This window comes from Phascolarctobacterium succinatutens YIT 12067 (genome assembly GCF_000188175.1).
GTDB classification, from domain to species: domain Bacteria; phylum Bacillota; class Negativicutes; order Acidaminococcales; family Acidaminococcaceae; genus Phascolarctobacterium_A; species Phascolarctobacterium_A succinatutens.
This window is the reverse complement of sequence record NZ_GL830873.1, coordinates 1-15119: the sequence shown is the minus strand read 5'-3', so window position 1 is coordinate 15119 and position 15119 is coordinate 1. Positions and strand designations below refer to the sequence as shown.

General features: G+C 44.7%; 14 protein-coding genes and 2 riboswitches. Of the genes, 12 read left to right on the top strand and 2 right to left on the bottom strand.

Translation table 11 applies throughout. The features are described 5' to 3' along the window. Window positions 1–61 precede the first annotated feature (61 nt). From HMPREF9443_RS03745 to ggt, 12 genes are all read left to right on the top strand, one after another. Entirely contained in the window at window positions 62–1651 is a 1590-nt protein-coding gene (locus HMPREF9443_RS03745) for an ArnT family glycosyltransferase (RefSeq protein ID WP_009145180.1), read from the top strand. A gap of 265 nt (window positions 1652–1916) precedes the next feature. Then, window positions 1917–2022: riboswitch (glycine riboswitch) on the top strand. A 120-nt stretch (window positions 2023–2142) separates the two neighbouring features. Beyond that, the gene (locus HMPREF9443_RS03740) at window positions 2143–3489 is read left to right on the top strand and encodes an alanine/glycine:cation symporter family protein (protein ID WP_009145179.1); all 1347 of its coding nucleotides are present in this window, start codon (window positions 2143–2145) and stop codon (window positions 3487–3489) included. A 283-nt stretch (window positions 3490–3772) separates the two neighbouring features. Further along, window positions 3773–3870: riboswitch (glycine riboswitch) on the top strand. A 107-nt stretch (window positions 3871–3977) separates the two neighbouring features. Further along, window positions 3978–5357: an alanine/glycine:cation symporter family protein gene (locus HMPREF9443_RS03735; RefSeq protein ID WP_040565007.1), complete on the top strand. Its 1380-nt coding sequence runs from the start codon at window positions 3978–3980 to the stop codon at window positions 5355–5357. 222 nt (window positions 5358–5579) lie between these two features. After that, complete coding sequence (locus tag HMPREF9443_RS03730; RefSeq protein ID WP_009145177.1) at window positions 5580–5945, top strand: YccF domain-containing protein; 366 nt, start codon at window positions 5580–5582, stop codon at window positions 5943–5945. Between the two features lie 394 nt (window positions 5946–6339). After that, on the top strand, window positions 6340–7164 hold the full coding sequence (locus tag HMPREF9443_RS03725; RefSeq protein WP_009145175.1) for an energy-coupling factor transporter ATPase: 825 nt from the start codon (window positions 6340–6342) through the stop codon (window positions 7162–7164). Beyond that, the gene (locus tag HMPREF9443_RS03720; protein WP_009145174.1) at window positions 7155–8012 is read left to right on the top strand and encodes an energy-coupling factor transporter ATPase; all 858 of its coding nucleotides are present in this window, start codon (window positions 7155–7157) and stop codon (window positions 8010–8012) included. The genes HMPREF9443_RS03725 and HMPREF9443_RS03720 overlap by 10 nt, the downstream gene beginning before the upstream one ends. After that, window positions 8012–8827, top strand: a complete 816-nt coding sequence (locus HMPREF9443_RS03715; RefSeq protein WP_009145173.1) for an energy-coupling factor transporter transmembrane component T family protein — start codon at window positions 8012–8014, stop codon at window positions 8825–8827. Before HMPREF9443_RS03720 ends, HMPREF9443_RS03715 begins: the two co-directional genes overlap by 1 nt. Continuing rightward, the gene (gene truA / locus HMPREF9443_RS03710; protein ID WP_009145172.1) at window positions 8815–9567 is read left to right on the top strand and encodes a tRNA pseudouridine(38-40) synthase TruA; all 753 of its coding nucleotides are present in this window, start codon (window positions 8815–8817) and stop codon (window positions 9565–9567) included. Before HMPREF9443_RS03715 ends, truA begins: the two co-directional genes overlap by 13 nt. 172 nt (window positions 9568–9739) lie before the next feature. Then, on the top strand, window positions 9740–10177 hold the full coding sequence (gene rplM / locus HMPREF9443_RS03705; protein WP_021720962.1) for a 50S ribosomal protein L13: 438 nt from the start codon (window positions 9740–9742) through the stop codon (window positions 10175–10177). A gap of 21 nt (window positions 10178–10198) precedes the next feature. After that, window positions 10199–10591, top strand: a complete 393-nt coding sequence (rpsI, locus tag HMPREF9443_RS03700) for a 30S ribosomal protein S9 (protein ID WP_009145170.1) — start codon at window positions 10199–10201, stop codon at window positions 10589–10591. Between the two features lie 440 nt (window positions 10592–11031). Further along, window positions 11032–12198 carry a hypothetical protein gene (locus HMPREF9443_RS03695; protein WP_009145169.1) on the top strand — a complete coding sequence of 389 codons (1167 nt, stop codon included), beginning with the start codon at window positions 11032–11034 and terminating at the stop codon, window positions 12196–12198. A 20-nt stretch (window positions 12199–12218) separates the two neighbouring features. Continuing rightward, the gene (gene ggt / locus HMPREF9443_RS03690) at window positions 12219–13826 is read left to right on the top strand and encodes a gamma-glutamyltransferase (protein ID WP_009145168.1); all 1608 of its coding nucleotides are present in this window, start codon (window positions 12219–12221) and stop codon (window positions 13824–13826) included. A 244-nt stretch (window positions 13827–14070) separates the two neighbouring features. Here the strand turns inward: ggt and HMPREF9443_RS03685 are convergent, their stop codons facing one another. Both HMPREF9443_RS03685 and HMPREF9443_RS03680 read right to left on the bottom strand, forming a co-directional pair. Next, entirely contained in the window at window positions 14071–14406 is a 336-nt protein-coding gene (locus tag HMPREF9443_RS03685) for a hypothetical protein (RefSeq protein WP_009145167.1), read from the bottom strand. A 49-nt stretch (window positions 14407–14455) separates the two neighbouring features. Continuing rightward, window positions 14456–15097 (bottom strand): hypothetical protein, encoded by a 642-nt coding sequence (locus tag HMPREF9443_RS03680; RefSeq protein WP_009145166.1) that lies wholly within the window; start codon window positions 15095–15097, stop codon window positions 14456–14458. Window positions 15098–15119 lie beyond the last annotated feature (22 nt).

Below are 15119 nucleotides of genomic sequence, written 5' to 3'. Positions count from 1 at the left end.
TTTATACTGTGCTTAATGAAAGGCGGAGTGTAAAAGCTCTGCTGCTGAAGGGGGATTTTTTATGCCACGAAAATATTGGCTGCTGCTTTTTGCAGCTGCCGCAGCATTGCTTTTTGCGGGTAATGGCAGCCTGCTGATTACAGACAGCGTAGAATCTAATTATGCCTTGACGGCGAAGGAAATGGTACTGAGCGGCGATTGGCTGTCACCGCAGATTTACGGTCATTACTGGTATGATAAGCCGATTTTCTTTTATTGGATGACGGCGCTGGCTTATAAAATGTTTGGCTTTACGGAATTTGCTTCACGCTTCTTCCCGGCGTTGTTCGGTTTAGGCAGCGTGGCATTATTGGCGTGGGGCGGCAGCAAGCTGGAAAATGCGCGCAGCGGTTTTATCAGTGCATTGGTACTGCTGAGCAGTGTAGAATTTTTTCTGATCAGCAAGTCGGTAATTACAGATGCTGTATTGTTCTTTTTCTTCAGTGCGACATTGCTGTTTTTCTATCTTGGCTATCGTGACGGCAGGGCGCGCTATTGGTACATTATGTATGCTGCAGCAGGCTTTGCGGTTTTGACTAAGGGACCGATTGGCGTGCTGCTGTCGGGATTGATTATTACGTTATTCCTGTTGTGGCAGCGTGATTGGCACGTACTGAAGCGCATGCATCTTGTAAGCGGCACATTGCTTTGTGCGGCGGTTGTCGTTCCCTGGTATGCTGTAATGTACAGCCTGCACGGAAGCGACTTCATCAATACCTTCTTCGGCACGCATAACTTCCTGCGCGCAACGGTATCGGAGCATCCGCGTGACGATGTGATTTACTATTATACGCTGGTAAATCTGCTGGCGCTGTTTCCGTGGAGCGGACTTGTTCCCAGGGCTGCTTATAAATGGTGGCGGCAGGGACATCGTAGCCTGGAAGAACAGCAAAAATTTTTACTGCTGTGGGCACTTGTTGTTTTCATTTTCTTTCAATGTATGGCAACGAAATACATCACCTATACTTATCCGCTGCTCTTCCCAGCCAGCCTTTTGCTGGGAAGCATGCTGGCGAAACATACGGACTGTGTGGATGGCGGTTATATGATATTTGTCGGCGGAGGCTTTGGCCTGCTGCTTGTGGGAGCATGGTTTGCGGTAAGTCATCAGCTTATAGCATCTGAGCTGCTGTTCTTGCTGCCGTTGGCGCTGATTATCGGCGTGATGCTTGATTATATACTGCGCTTAGTGACGGGAGAGCGTGTCTGCAGTATTGCGGCTATGTCGGCAGTATTTTATATTGCGCTTATTTTCAGCCTTGCTATACCATTCAGTGAGCAGCGCAGTGCGAAGAATTTGGGTGAGATGCTGACGGAAAATGATGTACATGAGGTAGGCTTATATGGCAAATATCATACTTCTGCAGTTTTTTATAGCAGCAGTAAAATTGTCAAGCTGATGCATGAGCGTGAGGTTGCAGGCTATGTTCCCAAGGATTTTTCCTGGACAAGCAAGAACGTTATGCCTTACGCAACACTGGAGCGGAATCCGTATCGTTTTGTTGTTGTTACGACTAAAAGCTATGATAGATTTATTGCTCAGCAGAATAAAAAATGGCAGGTTATTGATGCCGATAATAGTTGGATTATGCTGAGAATGAAGCATATATGATTACAAAGCGAGATTTAGTATGTATTTTTTACAATAAGTAGTATTTTAGCATGCTTTAAGCAATCTGTTTTGCTTCAAAAGTTACACTCCCTTATGTATTCGTGTATACATAAAAAATTGTTAAAAAAAGACTTGCGTTCTTCAAAAAGTGTGTTATAATAGCGTACATAAGTAAATAACGAGTGGATGATGTATATGGGAGAAGGCACTGCCTACCGAAGGAGCAAAACTCTCAGGTGCTTAATTTTAAGCAGGAACCGTATGCTGACACAACTCTGGAGAGTCCCTTAAATGGGCGCCGAAGGTGCAAAGATGTCTTCTGAAATTCAGAAACGTCCTTATCTCTCAGGCCAGTGGACAGAGCAAAGCTTATGTGATGGCGCTATTGCCTATCATATGTCATTGACTTTTACCGGAGTATTTTTTGTATACTCCGGTTTTTTATTTGCTTGTAAATAATTAATGGGAATTTAAAGGGAGATGTTTGAATCATGTTGGAAATTTTGAATGAAATTGATGCGTTTGTCTGGGGTCCGCCGCTTCTGGTACTTTTGGTTGGTACCGGTATTCTGCTGACCTTCCGTCTGAAACTGCTACAGGTTTTCAAGCTGCCGCAGGCTTTGGGCTTGATCTTCAGTGCCAAGAACGATGGCAGTGGTGACGTAAACAGCTTTAAAGCATTGTGTACCGCACTGGCTGCAACTGTTGGTACCGGTAACATCGTTGGTGTTGCAACTGCAATTAAAGCAGGTGGGCCGGGCGCTTTGTTCTGGATGTGGATGGCAGCCTTCTTCGGAATGGCAACCAAATATTCCGAATGTCTGCTGGCTGTAAAATATCGTACTGTCGATGCTAACGGCAATATTTCCGGTGGCCCGATGTACTACATTGAAAATGGTCTTGGCAAAAAATACAAACCGCTGGCTGTTATGTTTGCTATATTCGGTGTTCTGTGCGCATACTTTGGTATCGGTACCTTTGCTCAGGTAAACTCCATTGTTGAAATTACCCAGATTTCTGCAGGTATTCCGGTTGTTTACACCGGTATTGCTCTGACTGTAGTTGTTGCTGCTGTAACCATCGGCGGTCTGAAATCCATTGCAACTGTTGCTGCAAAGGTAGTTCCTGCTATGGCTCTGCTGTACTTCCTGACTACTGTCGGTATCATGATTGTGTTTGCAGATCAGGTTCCTGCTGCAATCGCAACTGTACTGAATTCTGCTTTCACTCCGACTGCTGCTCAAGGCGGTTTCCTCGGTGCTACCGTTATGCTGGCAATGCGCAGTGGTGTTGCTCGTGGCGTATTCTCCAACGAATCCGGTTTAGGTTCTGCTCCTATCGTTGCTGCTGCTGCTAAAACCAAATGGGCTGCAGAGCAAGGCTTGATTTCTATGACCGGTACTTTTATTGATACTATTATCATTTGTACTCTGACCGGCTTGTCCCTTGTTGTCAGCGGTGTATGGTGCGGACCTCTGAACGGTGCTGCAATGACTGAATCTGCCTTCACCATGGCTTTCCCTGCATTTGGCAGCATGCTGCTTTTGGTTGGTCTTGTACTCTTTGCTTTCACCACCATCCTTGGCTGGAACTACTACGGCGAACGCTGTGTAGAATATCTGATGGGCGTAAAGGCAATTCTGCCGTACCGCATCATCTTCATATGCCTGATTGCCTGCGGTCCTTTCCTGAAGCTGGAAGAGATTTGGGTTTTGGCGGATATCGTTAACGGCCTGATGGCTATTCCTAACTTAATTGCTTTGATTGCTTTGTCCGGTGTAGTTGTTGCCGAAACTAAGGCTTATCAGAAGCATCTGGCTGAAGAAAAGAATAAATAAGTAAACCTAATATTTCATCTTTATATAGCAAAGCGGCGTTGTGCGACTCTCCCCAGAGTTCCCACAGCGCCGTTTTGTTATTAAAAAAATCAATAAACATACTTTAGTTTACAGTTTTGTATGTATGCGTGTATACATTGCTGTAAGATCTTGAATTTTGTTTTACATGTGTTATAATTAGATACATAAGTAAATAGTGAGTGGATGAAGTACATAGGAGAAGGCAATGCCTACCGAAGGAGCAAAAACTCTCAGGTGCTTATAAAAAGCAAGAACCGTGTACAGACACAACTCTGGAGAGTCCCTTGAATGGGCGCCGAAGGTGCAAAGATGTGAATATTTACATCCTTATCTCTCAGGCCAGTGGACGGAGTAAAATAACAATGATAGCACAGCTATCATGGCCGCTGACAAACCGGAGTATCAGGTAATTATACTCCGGCTTTTTATTTACTTAGGGAACTTTGAAAATGAGAGGGGAAATCATCATGTTGGAAACATTGAATGCAATTGATTCGTTTGTCTGGGGTCCGCCACTACTGGTATTGCTTGTAGGTACCGGCATTATGCTGACCATTCGTTTAGGCTTGTTGCAGGTATTGAAGCTGCCGCAGGCATTGAAGCTTATCTTCTGTGCCAAGAATGATGGTCACGGTGACGTAAACAGCTTTAAAGCATTGTGTACCGCTCTTGCTGCAACTGTTGGTACCGGTAATATTGTCGGTGTTGCTACCGCAATTAAGGCCGGTGGTCCCGGTGCATTGTTCTGGATGTGGCTGGCTGCCTTCTTCGGTATGGCAACCAAATATGCAGAATGCCTGCTGGCTGTAAAATATCGTACTGTCGACGCTAACGGCAATATCTCCGGCGGTCCGATGTATTACATTCAAAACGGCCTTGGCAAGCAATATAAACCCTTGGCTACTATGTTCTGCGTTTTCGGTATCATGTGCGCATACTTCGGCGTAGGTACCTTCGCTCAGGTAAACTCCATCGTTGAGATTACCAAAATCTCTGCAGGCATCCCGGTTCTTTATACCGGCATTGCGCTGACAATTCTTGTTGCTGCCGTAACCATAGGCGGTCTGAAATCCATCGCTACTGTTTCTTCTAAGGTTGTTCCCGGTATGGCAGTAATTTACTTCCTGACTACCTTAGGTATTTTGATAGCTTTCGCTGATCAGGTGCCGGCAGCTGTAGCACTGGTTATTGAAAGTGCCTTCACTACTACTGCTGCACAGGGCGGCTTCCTTGGTGCAACTGTTATGCTGGCAATGCGCAGCGGTGTTGCCCGCGGCGTATTCTCCAACGAATCCGGCTTAGGCTCTGCTCCTATCGTAGCGGCTGCTGCTAAAACTAATTGGCCTGCTGAACAAGGTCTGGTTTCCATGACCGGTACCTTTATCGATACCATCATCATCTGCACCATGACCGGTTTGTCCTTGATTGTTACCGGCGTTTGGAACGGTGAACTCAACGGTGCTGCAATGACTAATGCAGCCTTCACTTCCGCCTTCCCTGCTTTCGGCAGCTGGCTGCTGTTGGTTGGCCTGGTGCTCTTCGCCTTCACTACCATCCTCGGCTGGAACTATTACGGCGAACGTTGCGTAGAATATCTGATGGGTGTTAAAGCAATTCTTCCGTACCGCATCGGTTTCATCATTCTTGTTGCCTGCGGTCCGTTCCTGAAACTGGAAGAAATCTGGGTTATGTCCGATATCGTTAACGGTCTGATGGCTTTGCCTAACCTGATTGCTCTGGTTGCTCTTTCCGGCGTAGTTGTTGCTGAAACAAAAGCTTATCAGCAGCATCTCAAGGAAGAGGCTGAGTTGGTTCCGGTAAAATTAGCCGAAGAAACCAATCATTAAGTTATCCCATTTAATTTAATATAGTGCAGCGGCACCGTGAGACTCTCCCCAGAGTTCCCACAGTGCCGCTTGCCTTTGCGCTTGCGCAAAAGTTTGCGGTATGCTAAACTAGCCTTAGAGAGATTACTTACAATCTTTTAAATCAAATGTATCAGTAACCAACTACGTGTATATTTTTTCGCTGTGCCGGTTGGTTTGTCGGTAGATGAAAGGAAGTGTGCAATGAGCATTATCGGTAATATTATCTGGTTTTTATTTGGCGGTATTTTAGCAGGCATTATCTGGTATCTGGTAGGCCTGTTATGGTGTTTGACGATTATCGGTATTCCGGTAGGACTGCAGTGCTTTAAGCTGGGACGGTTGAGCTTCTTCCCATTTGGCAAGGATGTAGCTTTGAGCGGTGAAACAACCTCGTTGCTGTTAAATATTTTTTGGCTGATTTTTGGCGGTATCGAGCTGGCAATTACGCATGCAGTTTTTGCTGTAATTTTGTGCTGTACGATTATCGGCATTCCCTTCGGCATGCAGCATTTTAAGCTGGCTAAGCTGGCACTGTTGCCGTTTGGAGCACAGATTACGGATAAGTAATAATTAAATTTGAATGCAAGCGCAGTTCATGCAGGAATTTTATTCACGATTTCTTCAAAACTTTGCCCTTGCTATGTCACAGCAATATAGTATACTATGAGTGTAGCAAGAAGTTGCTACACCCTTCCCATCAAATTCATCATAAACAGCTTTCCTAAGAGAAACAGCCTGCAATATCCCCTGCAGGCTGTTTTCTCGTTTTCTAAAGCTCGTGTTGCTTTGCTGGCATTAAAATTGAACGTTTTGATTTATAAAAATAAGCCGTAAACGTGCTTTAGCGTTTATGGTTTACTCTTTTAGCATTATGGTTAACCTTATGATAAAAGAAGGTTGACTAATCCTTTTATCACGTATATAATTAGTAAGTACACGAATTTATGATGGAGGCACTGTTGTGATTAGTATAAAGAATTTGAAGCATTACTATACAGATGCTGATGGCAACGAGGTAAGAGCATTGGATGGTGTGAGCCTGGAGATTAAGCAGGGCGAATTTGTTGCTGTTATCGGCGCTAACGGCAGCGGTAAATCTACGCTGGCACGTCACTTGAACGCTTTACTGCTGCCGACTGACGGCACTGTGCTGGTAGATGGCATGGACACTGAAGATGAAAGCAAAATGTGGGATATCCGCCAAAAGGTGGGCATGGTGTTCCAAAATCCCGACAACCAGATAGTTGCTGCGATTGTCGAAGAGGATGTGGCCTTCGGTCCGGAAAATATCGGCGTACCTGGTCCGGAAATACCGCAGCGTGTAGCAGATTCGTTGGCTGCTGTAGGCATGACGGAATATGCCAAACATGCACCGCATCTTTTGAGCGGCGGCCAGAAGCAGCGTGTGGCTATAGCAGGTATTCTGGCGCTGCAGCCGGAATGCATTGTGCTGGACGAGCCTACAGCGATGCTTGACCCGCAGGGACGCAAGGAAATCGTGGGCACTGTACGTAAGCTCAATGAAGAAAAAAATATGACTATAGTTTATATTACGCATTACATGGTTGAGGCACTGGCTGCTGACCGCGTAGTTGTTATGGAAAAAGGTCATATCAGATTTATGGGTACTCCGCGTGAGGTTTTCAGCAGAGTGGATGAGCTGGAGGCCTTGGGACTGGAGGCTCCGCTGGCAGCGAAGGTAGCCAGCGAGCTGCGCAAAAGCGGTGTAAAGCTGCCGCAGGATATTATTACAGATGAGGAGCTGGCGCAGGCATTATGTCAATAAAACTTTCTAATATATATCATACATATTCCAAAGGCACGCCGTTTGAACGCCTGGCGCTCAATGATGTATCGCTGGAGATTTCCAAGGGCGAAATAGTTGCTATTATAGGACACACAGGCAGCGGTAAGTCTACCTTAGTACAGCATTTAAACGGCTTGCTGAAGCCGGATAAGGGCAGCGCAAGCATTGATGACATTAATATTACTGCTAAGAGTGCAGAGGCCAAGACTGCACGCCAGCAGGTTGGCATGGTATTTCAGTATCCAGAGCATCAGCTGTTTGCGGAAACTGTTTTTGAGGATATCGCCTTCGGCCCGCGCAATAAAGGCTTTGCCGAGGATGAGTTAGAAAAGCAGGTGCGTGAGGCTATGGCCTTCGTCGGCCTGGATTATGATACCTATGCGCAGCGCTCTCCCTTTCAGCTGAGCGGCGGCCAGATGCGCCGTGTAGCTATTGCCGGTGTGGTTGCGATGAAGCCGGATTATCTGGTTTTGGACGAGCCTTCCGCAGGCTTGGACCCGCGCAGCCGTAATGCAGTATTTAAGGAAATCATGTCACTGCACAAGAGCCGTGGCATTGCTATTGTGCTGGTAACGCACAGCATGGAGGAGGCAGTAAAATATGCTGATCGCCTGCTGGTTATCAACACCGGCAAGGTGCTGTTCGACGGTACTCCCGCAGATATTTTCAAGCAGCATGCCGATGAGCTGGTCAAGGTTGGCGTAGATGTTCCGCAGGTTTACAAGCTGGCGGATTTGCTGCGTAAAAACGGCCTGGCAGTGAAAGAGAATATTAAAGACGATATGAGCCTGGTTAAGGCGATTAAGCAAGCAAAGGGGTGGAAATAATGCTGACAGATATAACCTTAGGACAATATTTCCCCGGTAACTCCTTTATCCATAAGCTTGATCCGCGTACTAAGCTGTTGGCCACCTTGATTTATATCATTGCTATTTTCTTTGCGGTAACGCCGTTGGCTTATGGCATTCTGACTGTCTTTGCCGCTGTAGTAATTCTTATTTCAAGAGTACCGTGGATGCTGGTCTTCAAATCCTTGAAGCCTATTTGGATTATCGTTATTCTGACGATGCTGATTCATATGTTTACCGCTCCCGGTGAGCATATTGTTTTTACCTGGAAGTTTTTGAGCGTAACTGCCGAAGGTATCGACATGGGCGTAAAGATGGCAGTTCGCCTGATTCTGCTGCTGCTGTTTTCTTCGGTGCTGACCTTTACGACATCACCGATTGTACTGACAGACGGTATTGAAAATCTGCTGCGTCCGTTCAAAAAGCTGGGTGTTCCTGCGCATGAGCTGGCTATGATGATGACCATTGCTTTGCGCTTTATTCCTACATTATTGGATGAAACAGACCGCATTATGAAGGCACAGACCTCTCGCGGAGCTGAGTTTGCCAGCGGCAATATCTTCCAGAGAATGAAAAATATGCTGCCTTTGCTGGTACCGCTGTTTATCAGTGCCTTCCGTCGTGCCGATGAACTGGCTGTTGCAATGGAAGCACGCTGCTATCGCGGCGGTGAAGGACGTACACGCATGCACGAGCTGGTATATGCCAGCCGCGATTATCTGGCCTTTGCTTTGATTATTATACTGGCGGTTGGCCTGGCAGTATTGCGCTGGGGGAATATATGCGTACAATAAAGCTGGTCGTAGCCTATGACGGCAGTGCCTATCATGGCTTTCAGAAGCAGAAAAACGTGCAGACGGTGCAAAATGTTTTGGAAGAAGCGTTGACTATGCTGTGCGGCGAAAAAGTAGTAACCGCAGGCAGTGGGCGCACGGATACAGGCGTGCATGCTTTGGCACAGACGGTGACATTTACTACGAATGGACGCATTCCCTGTGCTAATCTGGTGCGTGCGGCGGCAAGCCTGTTGCCGGAGGATATCGTGGTTGTGAGCGCCGAGGAGATGCCGGAAGGCTTTCACGCACGCTTCAGCGCACGGTGGAAGACGTATCATTACAAGCTGCTTGTCAATGAGCACGTCAATCCCTTTATGGTGCGTTATGCCTGGCAGCTGCGTCAGCAGCTTGAGGTGAAGGCCATGAACGAAGCGGCGGAGCTGCTGCTGGGAACACATGATTTCAGTGCCTTCCGCAGTAGCGGCAGTGTTGATACTTCGCCGATAAAAACAATTTTTGCTGCCAAGTGGCAGCAGCAGGGAGAAGAGATTCTTTTCCGCATCAGCGGTGACGGCTTTTTATATCACATGGTACGCAACATAGTCTGGTCCATGGTACAGGTGGGAATGGGCAAGCGCACGGTGCAGGATTTTGCCGCCGAGCTGACGGCACAGCGCTGTGAATTTTTAAACGAGCCTGCTCCGGCACAGGGTTTATACCTGGCGGAGGTTGGTTATCGGGAGTATCCGCAGCTTTAAGGGAAAAACTCTTGGAAAATGCTAAAATTTTAACAAAAATACTTGACTTAAACTCTTAAGTTGCGTATAATATATCTACGTGATTTTCCGCTTGATTTCACTAGCCCCGAAATACGGTGAGAAGATCGCAACGAACTGTATATTTGGAAAATATCTAGGAGGGACACAAGCGATGAAATCTTTTATGGCTAATCCGTCTAACATCGAACACAAATGGTACGTTGTTGACGCAGCTGATAAAACTCTGGGCCGCCTGGCTGCAGAGGTTGCAAAAGTCCTGCGCGGTAAACACAAACCGACCTTTACCCCGCACATGGACACCGGTGATCACGTAATCATTATCAATGCAGATAAGGTTGTTCTGACCGGCAAAAAACTGACTCACAAAATCTATTTCCGTCATTCCGGTTATCTCGGCGGCGACAGCTATGTAAAAGCTGGCGACATGCTGAAGAAAAACCCTGTAAGAATGGTAGAGCTCGCTGTTAAAGGCATGATTCCGCACAACAGCCTCGGCGCTCAAATTTTCTCCAAACTTCATGTATATGCTGGCAGCGAACATCCGCATGCAGCTCAAAAACCTGAAGTAATGGAAATCAACGTTAGATAATATCCGGGAGGGAACAAATAAATGGCAGTAGTTACTTATAACGCAACTGGTCGTCGTAAATCTTCTGTTGCTCGCGTTCGCCTGGTTCCGGGTGAAGGCAACATCGTTATCAACGACCGTGAATTGAACAAATACTTTGGTCTGAAAACCTTAGAGCTGATTGTTAACCAACCGCTCGAAGTTACCGAAACCAAAGGCAAATATGACGTACTCGTTAACGTAAACGGCGGCGGTATTTCCGGCCAAGCTGGTGCTATCCGTCACGGCATTGCTCGCGCTCTGCTGAAAGTTGACGCTGAATTCCGTCCTGCTCTGAAAAAAGCAGGCTTCCTGACTCGCGACCCGCGCGAAAAAGAACGTCGTAAATACGGCTTGAAGAAAGCTCGTAAAGCTAGCCAGTTCTCCAAACGTTAATTTTTGGTTTACTGTCAAGCACCAATCACAAACACAAATCGCACAAATTACTCCGCAACTGTTTCGGTTGCGGAGTTTTTGTATTGTCTGTGTCGTTGGTTTTCTGTCTGTAAAATACCTTTGGGACTGTCATTTTTTTATTGCAATCAAAGCCGGTGTGAATAGTACAGCTTATGGTGCGTTAATTTCGGTATTTCGAAGGAATTTATGGTTTATGCATACGATTTGCCTCATCAAACACTATAATCAGATATTTTGGAATTGTGCTTTACTCTAATGTTAATAAGTTTACATAAAGAAAAGCTCGTGGTTAAAATTATATAAAAATGTAATTTTCGCTTGTCAAAAACCTATGAAACATATATACTAAAACAAATCGGTCCATTTTCGGACTAAAATAGTATATAGGTTTTGAAAGGGGTATTGTTTTGTTTACAAGTATGTTTTTCTATTTATTCATCTGCCTGTTGCTTTTTGGCATTGGTGACGTTTTAGGTGTTGCGACAAAAGCAAAGGTATCTGCTGTATTTGTCAGCCTGATGCTTTTCCTTGTTGGTTTTATGACAGGTGTTCTGCCGCCGGATATTATTAAGCTTGCCGGTCTTACCGACATTGGTAAATGGTCTTTGATTTTCGTAGTATTCAGCATGGGTACCAGCCTGAATATTAAGCAGCTGATTGCTGAATGGCGCACAGTTGCAGTTGCTGTTTTATCCATGATTGTTTTGATTGTCGGCAGCGTTGTTCTGATTCCCGTAATCGGCTATCAGGAAACTATTGTCAGCATTCCTATTATCAACGGCGGTATCGTTGCTACTCAGATTATGACCAGCGCTGCTATGGATAAAGGCTTTGCTATGGCTGCTGCTTTGGGTACTGTGCTGTACGCTGTGCAAAAATTCTTTGGTACTCCTGTTGCTTCTTACTTTGGCCTGCGTGCGGCCAAGGAAGCTTTGGCGGAATTCCGTAGTACCGGTGTTAATCCTTATGCACCGAAGGAAGAGGTGCATGGCGGTGCAGCTCCTAAAGAAACCTTCTTTGAAAAACACAAAAAATTCTATGGTCCTTTTGCTTCTCTGACTATCGCAGCCTTCTTCAGTTGGCTGGCATTTGTTATCGGAAAATATACCGGTCTGAGCGCTACTATCTGGGCTTTGATTTTAGGTGCCGCAATGGGCAGCACCGGCCTTGTTCCGCCGAAAATCCTGGATCATGCAAAATCCTCCGGTATCTTTAACGTTGGCGTATTTGCGGTAATTATTCCTTCTCTGGCAAAAATTAAAGTCAGCGATTTGCTTGTACTGAGCTTTAATACCATTATGGTATTTATCGTGGTATTTGCTGTACTTTTCCTGTTCTTCTATATTCTGCCGCTGTGGAAAATCCTGGGCAACAGAAACCTGGCTATGGGCGTAGCCGTAATGCAGCTTTTGGGCTTCCCAGCAACCTATCTGGTAGCAAACGAAATTGCTATCGCTACAGGCGAAACGGAAGAGGAAAGGCAGGTTGTCAACGACGCAATTATGCCGAAATATCTTGTAGGCGGTTTTGCTACCGTTACTACCTTCTCGGTAATTACTGCCGGTATTTTAGAGAAATTCCTGTAAGTTGGTAAAGGAGAATAGCAATGAAATTTGATGCACAAAATTATCCGTATGCTTCTAAACGTAGTGTTGTTTATGCTAAAAATGGTATGGTATGCGTAGGTAATCCTACGGCTGCTTCCGCAGGCCTGCAAACCTTGCTTAAGGGCGGTAACGCAATTGATGCCGCTATTACTGTTGCAACCTGTCAGCCTGTAGTTGAGCCTACCGGTAATGGCCTGGGCAGTGACTGCTTTGCACTTATCTGGTATAAGGGTAAGCTGTATGGCATTAACGGCAGCGGGCCGGCTCCGATGGCTGCTTCTATCGCAGCTTTGAAGGAACGTGGCTTTGATAAAATTCCTCCCTATGGTGTTGAGCCGATTAATGTTCCGGGTGCTGTAGGTGCGTGGATGGAGATTCATAAAAAGTTTGGCAAGCTGCCTATCAAAACTGTTATGGAGCCTTCTATCAACTATGCGGAAAACGGCTATCCTGTTTCTCCGAACATGAGCCGTCTGTGGGAAGAGGCTGACGGCTTCTATACCAAGTATAAAGACAGACCGGAATTTAAAGGCTGGTTTGATACCTTTGAGCCTAACGGACATTGGCTGCAACCGGGCGAAGTATTCAAGAATCCTGATATGGCCAAAAGCCTGCGCCTGATTGCCGAAACCTATGGCGATGCCTTCTATAAAGGTGAGCTGGCAGATAAGATTGATGCTTTTATGCAAGAACATAACGGCTTCCTGCGCAAGAGCGACCTTGAAGCCTACAAACCGGAATGGGTTGAACCGCTGAGCGTTAACTATCGCGGCTACGACATCTGGGAGCTGCCTCCTAACGGTCATGGTATTACCGTACTTATGGCGCTGAATATTCTTAAAGGCTATAACTTTACCGAGCGCGATACCGTAGAAAGCATGCATAAGCAAATCGAAGCTATGAAGCTGAGCTTTGTTGATACTAAAGAATATGTTGCCGAGCCTTCCTACATGAAGGTTACCGCGGAACAGCTTTTGAGCGAGCGCTATGCAGCAGACCGCCGTGCGCTGATTAATGATAAAGCGTTGGAGCCGGTTGTAGGTGACCCGCGCTACAGCAGCACTGTTTACTTCTGCACCGCTGATGCCGAAGGTAATATGGTCAGCATGATTCAAAGTAATTATCGTGGCTTCGGCAGTGGTATTGTTGTTCCCGGTACTTCTATTTCCTTTAATGACCGTGCCGAAAACTTCTCCTTTGACGAAACCCATCCGAATGCGCTGCAGGGTGGCAAGCGTCCGTACCACACCATTATTCCTGCTTTCATGACTAAGGATGGCCAGGCTGTTAGTGCCTTTGGTATTATGGGCGGCTTTATGCAGCCGCAGGCTCATGTTCAGGTTGCTATGAATATGATTGATTTCGGTCTTAATCCGCAGCAGGCGTTGGATGCGCCGAGATGGCAGTGGATTGGCGGTAAAACTGTAGAAGTAGAACAGGATACTCCTAACCACATTATCCGTCAGCTGCAGCGTATGGGCCATAATGTTGTGGTTCAGCCCGACCCGTATCATATGGGCCGCGGACAGATTATTATCCGTGATGAGGATGGCGTGCTGTGCGGTGCAACCGAAAAGCGTACAGACGGACAGATTGCCTGCTTCTGATTTAACAGCAGCTTAATAAAAAACTATTTCCCCGGTATTGCGTGCTGATGCAATGCCGGGGATTTTTGCAATTCTATGTATAAATATTTTGCAGTATCTATGTTTGACATAGATAGAATTACAACAATAATCATAACGTCTTGTCATATTAATGAACACATAATAAGTTACTATAAAATAAAAAAGATACACATATTATAAAATAATCAATGTGTATCTTTTTATGTCAACTATTGATTTGTTATTATATACGTCCAAAATTGATTATTGTCAAGAAACCGAAAAACATAATTGCGTAGGCTATATAATTTGCAATTTTCCCGTATTTTAATGCAAAAAACGTTTGATGAGTATATGGTAATGAGCTATCATATCCAAATACATGCTTTATTGCATAACCTAAAGATATAATGGCCATTGTTTCTGATACTACATTATACATAATGATAGGTAGAGTAATTAGGTAAATTAACTTTACTATAACATCTAAACTACTTCTGCCAAAAAAATTTTTTAATACACTTTTTATTATAGATTGTATAGCTAAAGCAAAGCATGCTGTTGCAAGACCATAAAACATTTTTACATATACTCCTTTAAATTATTAATAATGATGTATTTTTTTCAGTTCACCAATCAGAACGATATTCGGAAATAATATTTTTCCGAATTTTAGACCATTCTGTCTTATCAATTGGTTTGACTTTTGATAACCATTGCTTTCGGATTTCTACAGATGATATACTAATTGATAAATAAGAACTGAGATTAGGCTCTTTGTAACTTCCATTTAAGTTGATGGTTGTTGTTGTACCTTTCCAACAGTAGTTAAAATTATAATATGAGGTAGAAAGACCAGGGATAAATTCGTCAATATTGTTGCCACTACTTTCGTTAATTTCCCCATATATCATTGACATTCTGTTTAATAAAATTTTTTGCTTATTTAGTGTTTCGTAATTATCTTTACCTGTAAATGTAACTAAAACTGATTCCAATTTATTATTATAAAAAGAATACCTAAAAGGGGAAGTTATGGTAATACCGCTTAACTTACTTTCATTAATTGGAACAATATATGTTATGATGTTAGCAGGGTTATATTCTCCCGGTTGTTGTTTTTGCAAAGTTGCATTAGGATAAACGTTCTTGAATTCCTCTATACTTGTTCCCCACTTTAATCCTTTGAATCCGTTTGGTTCATTATCATAAGCTAATGCGGTTGAACAAATCAAAAGAAATAATGATGTTAGACTAAATAATAGCTTCATTTTTACCTTCTTTTAAAATCAA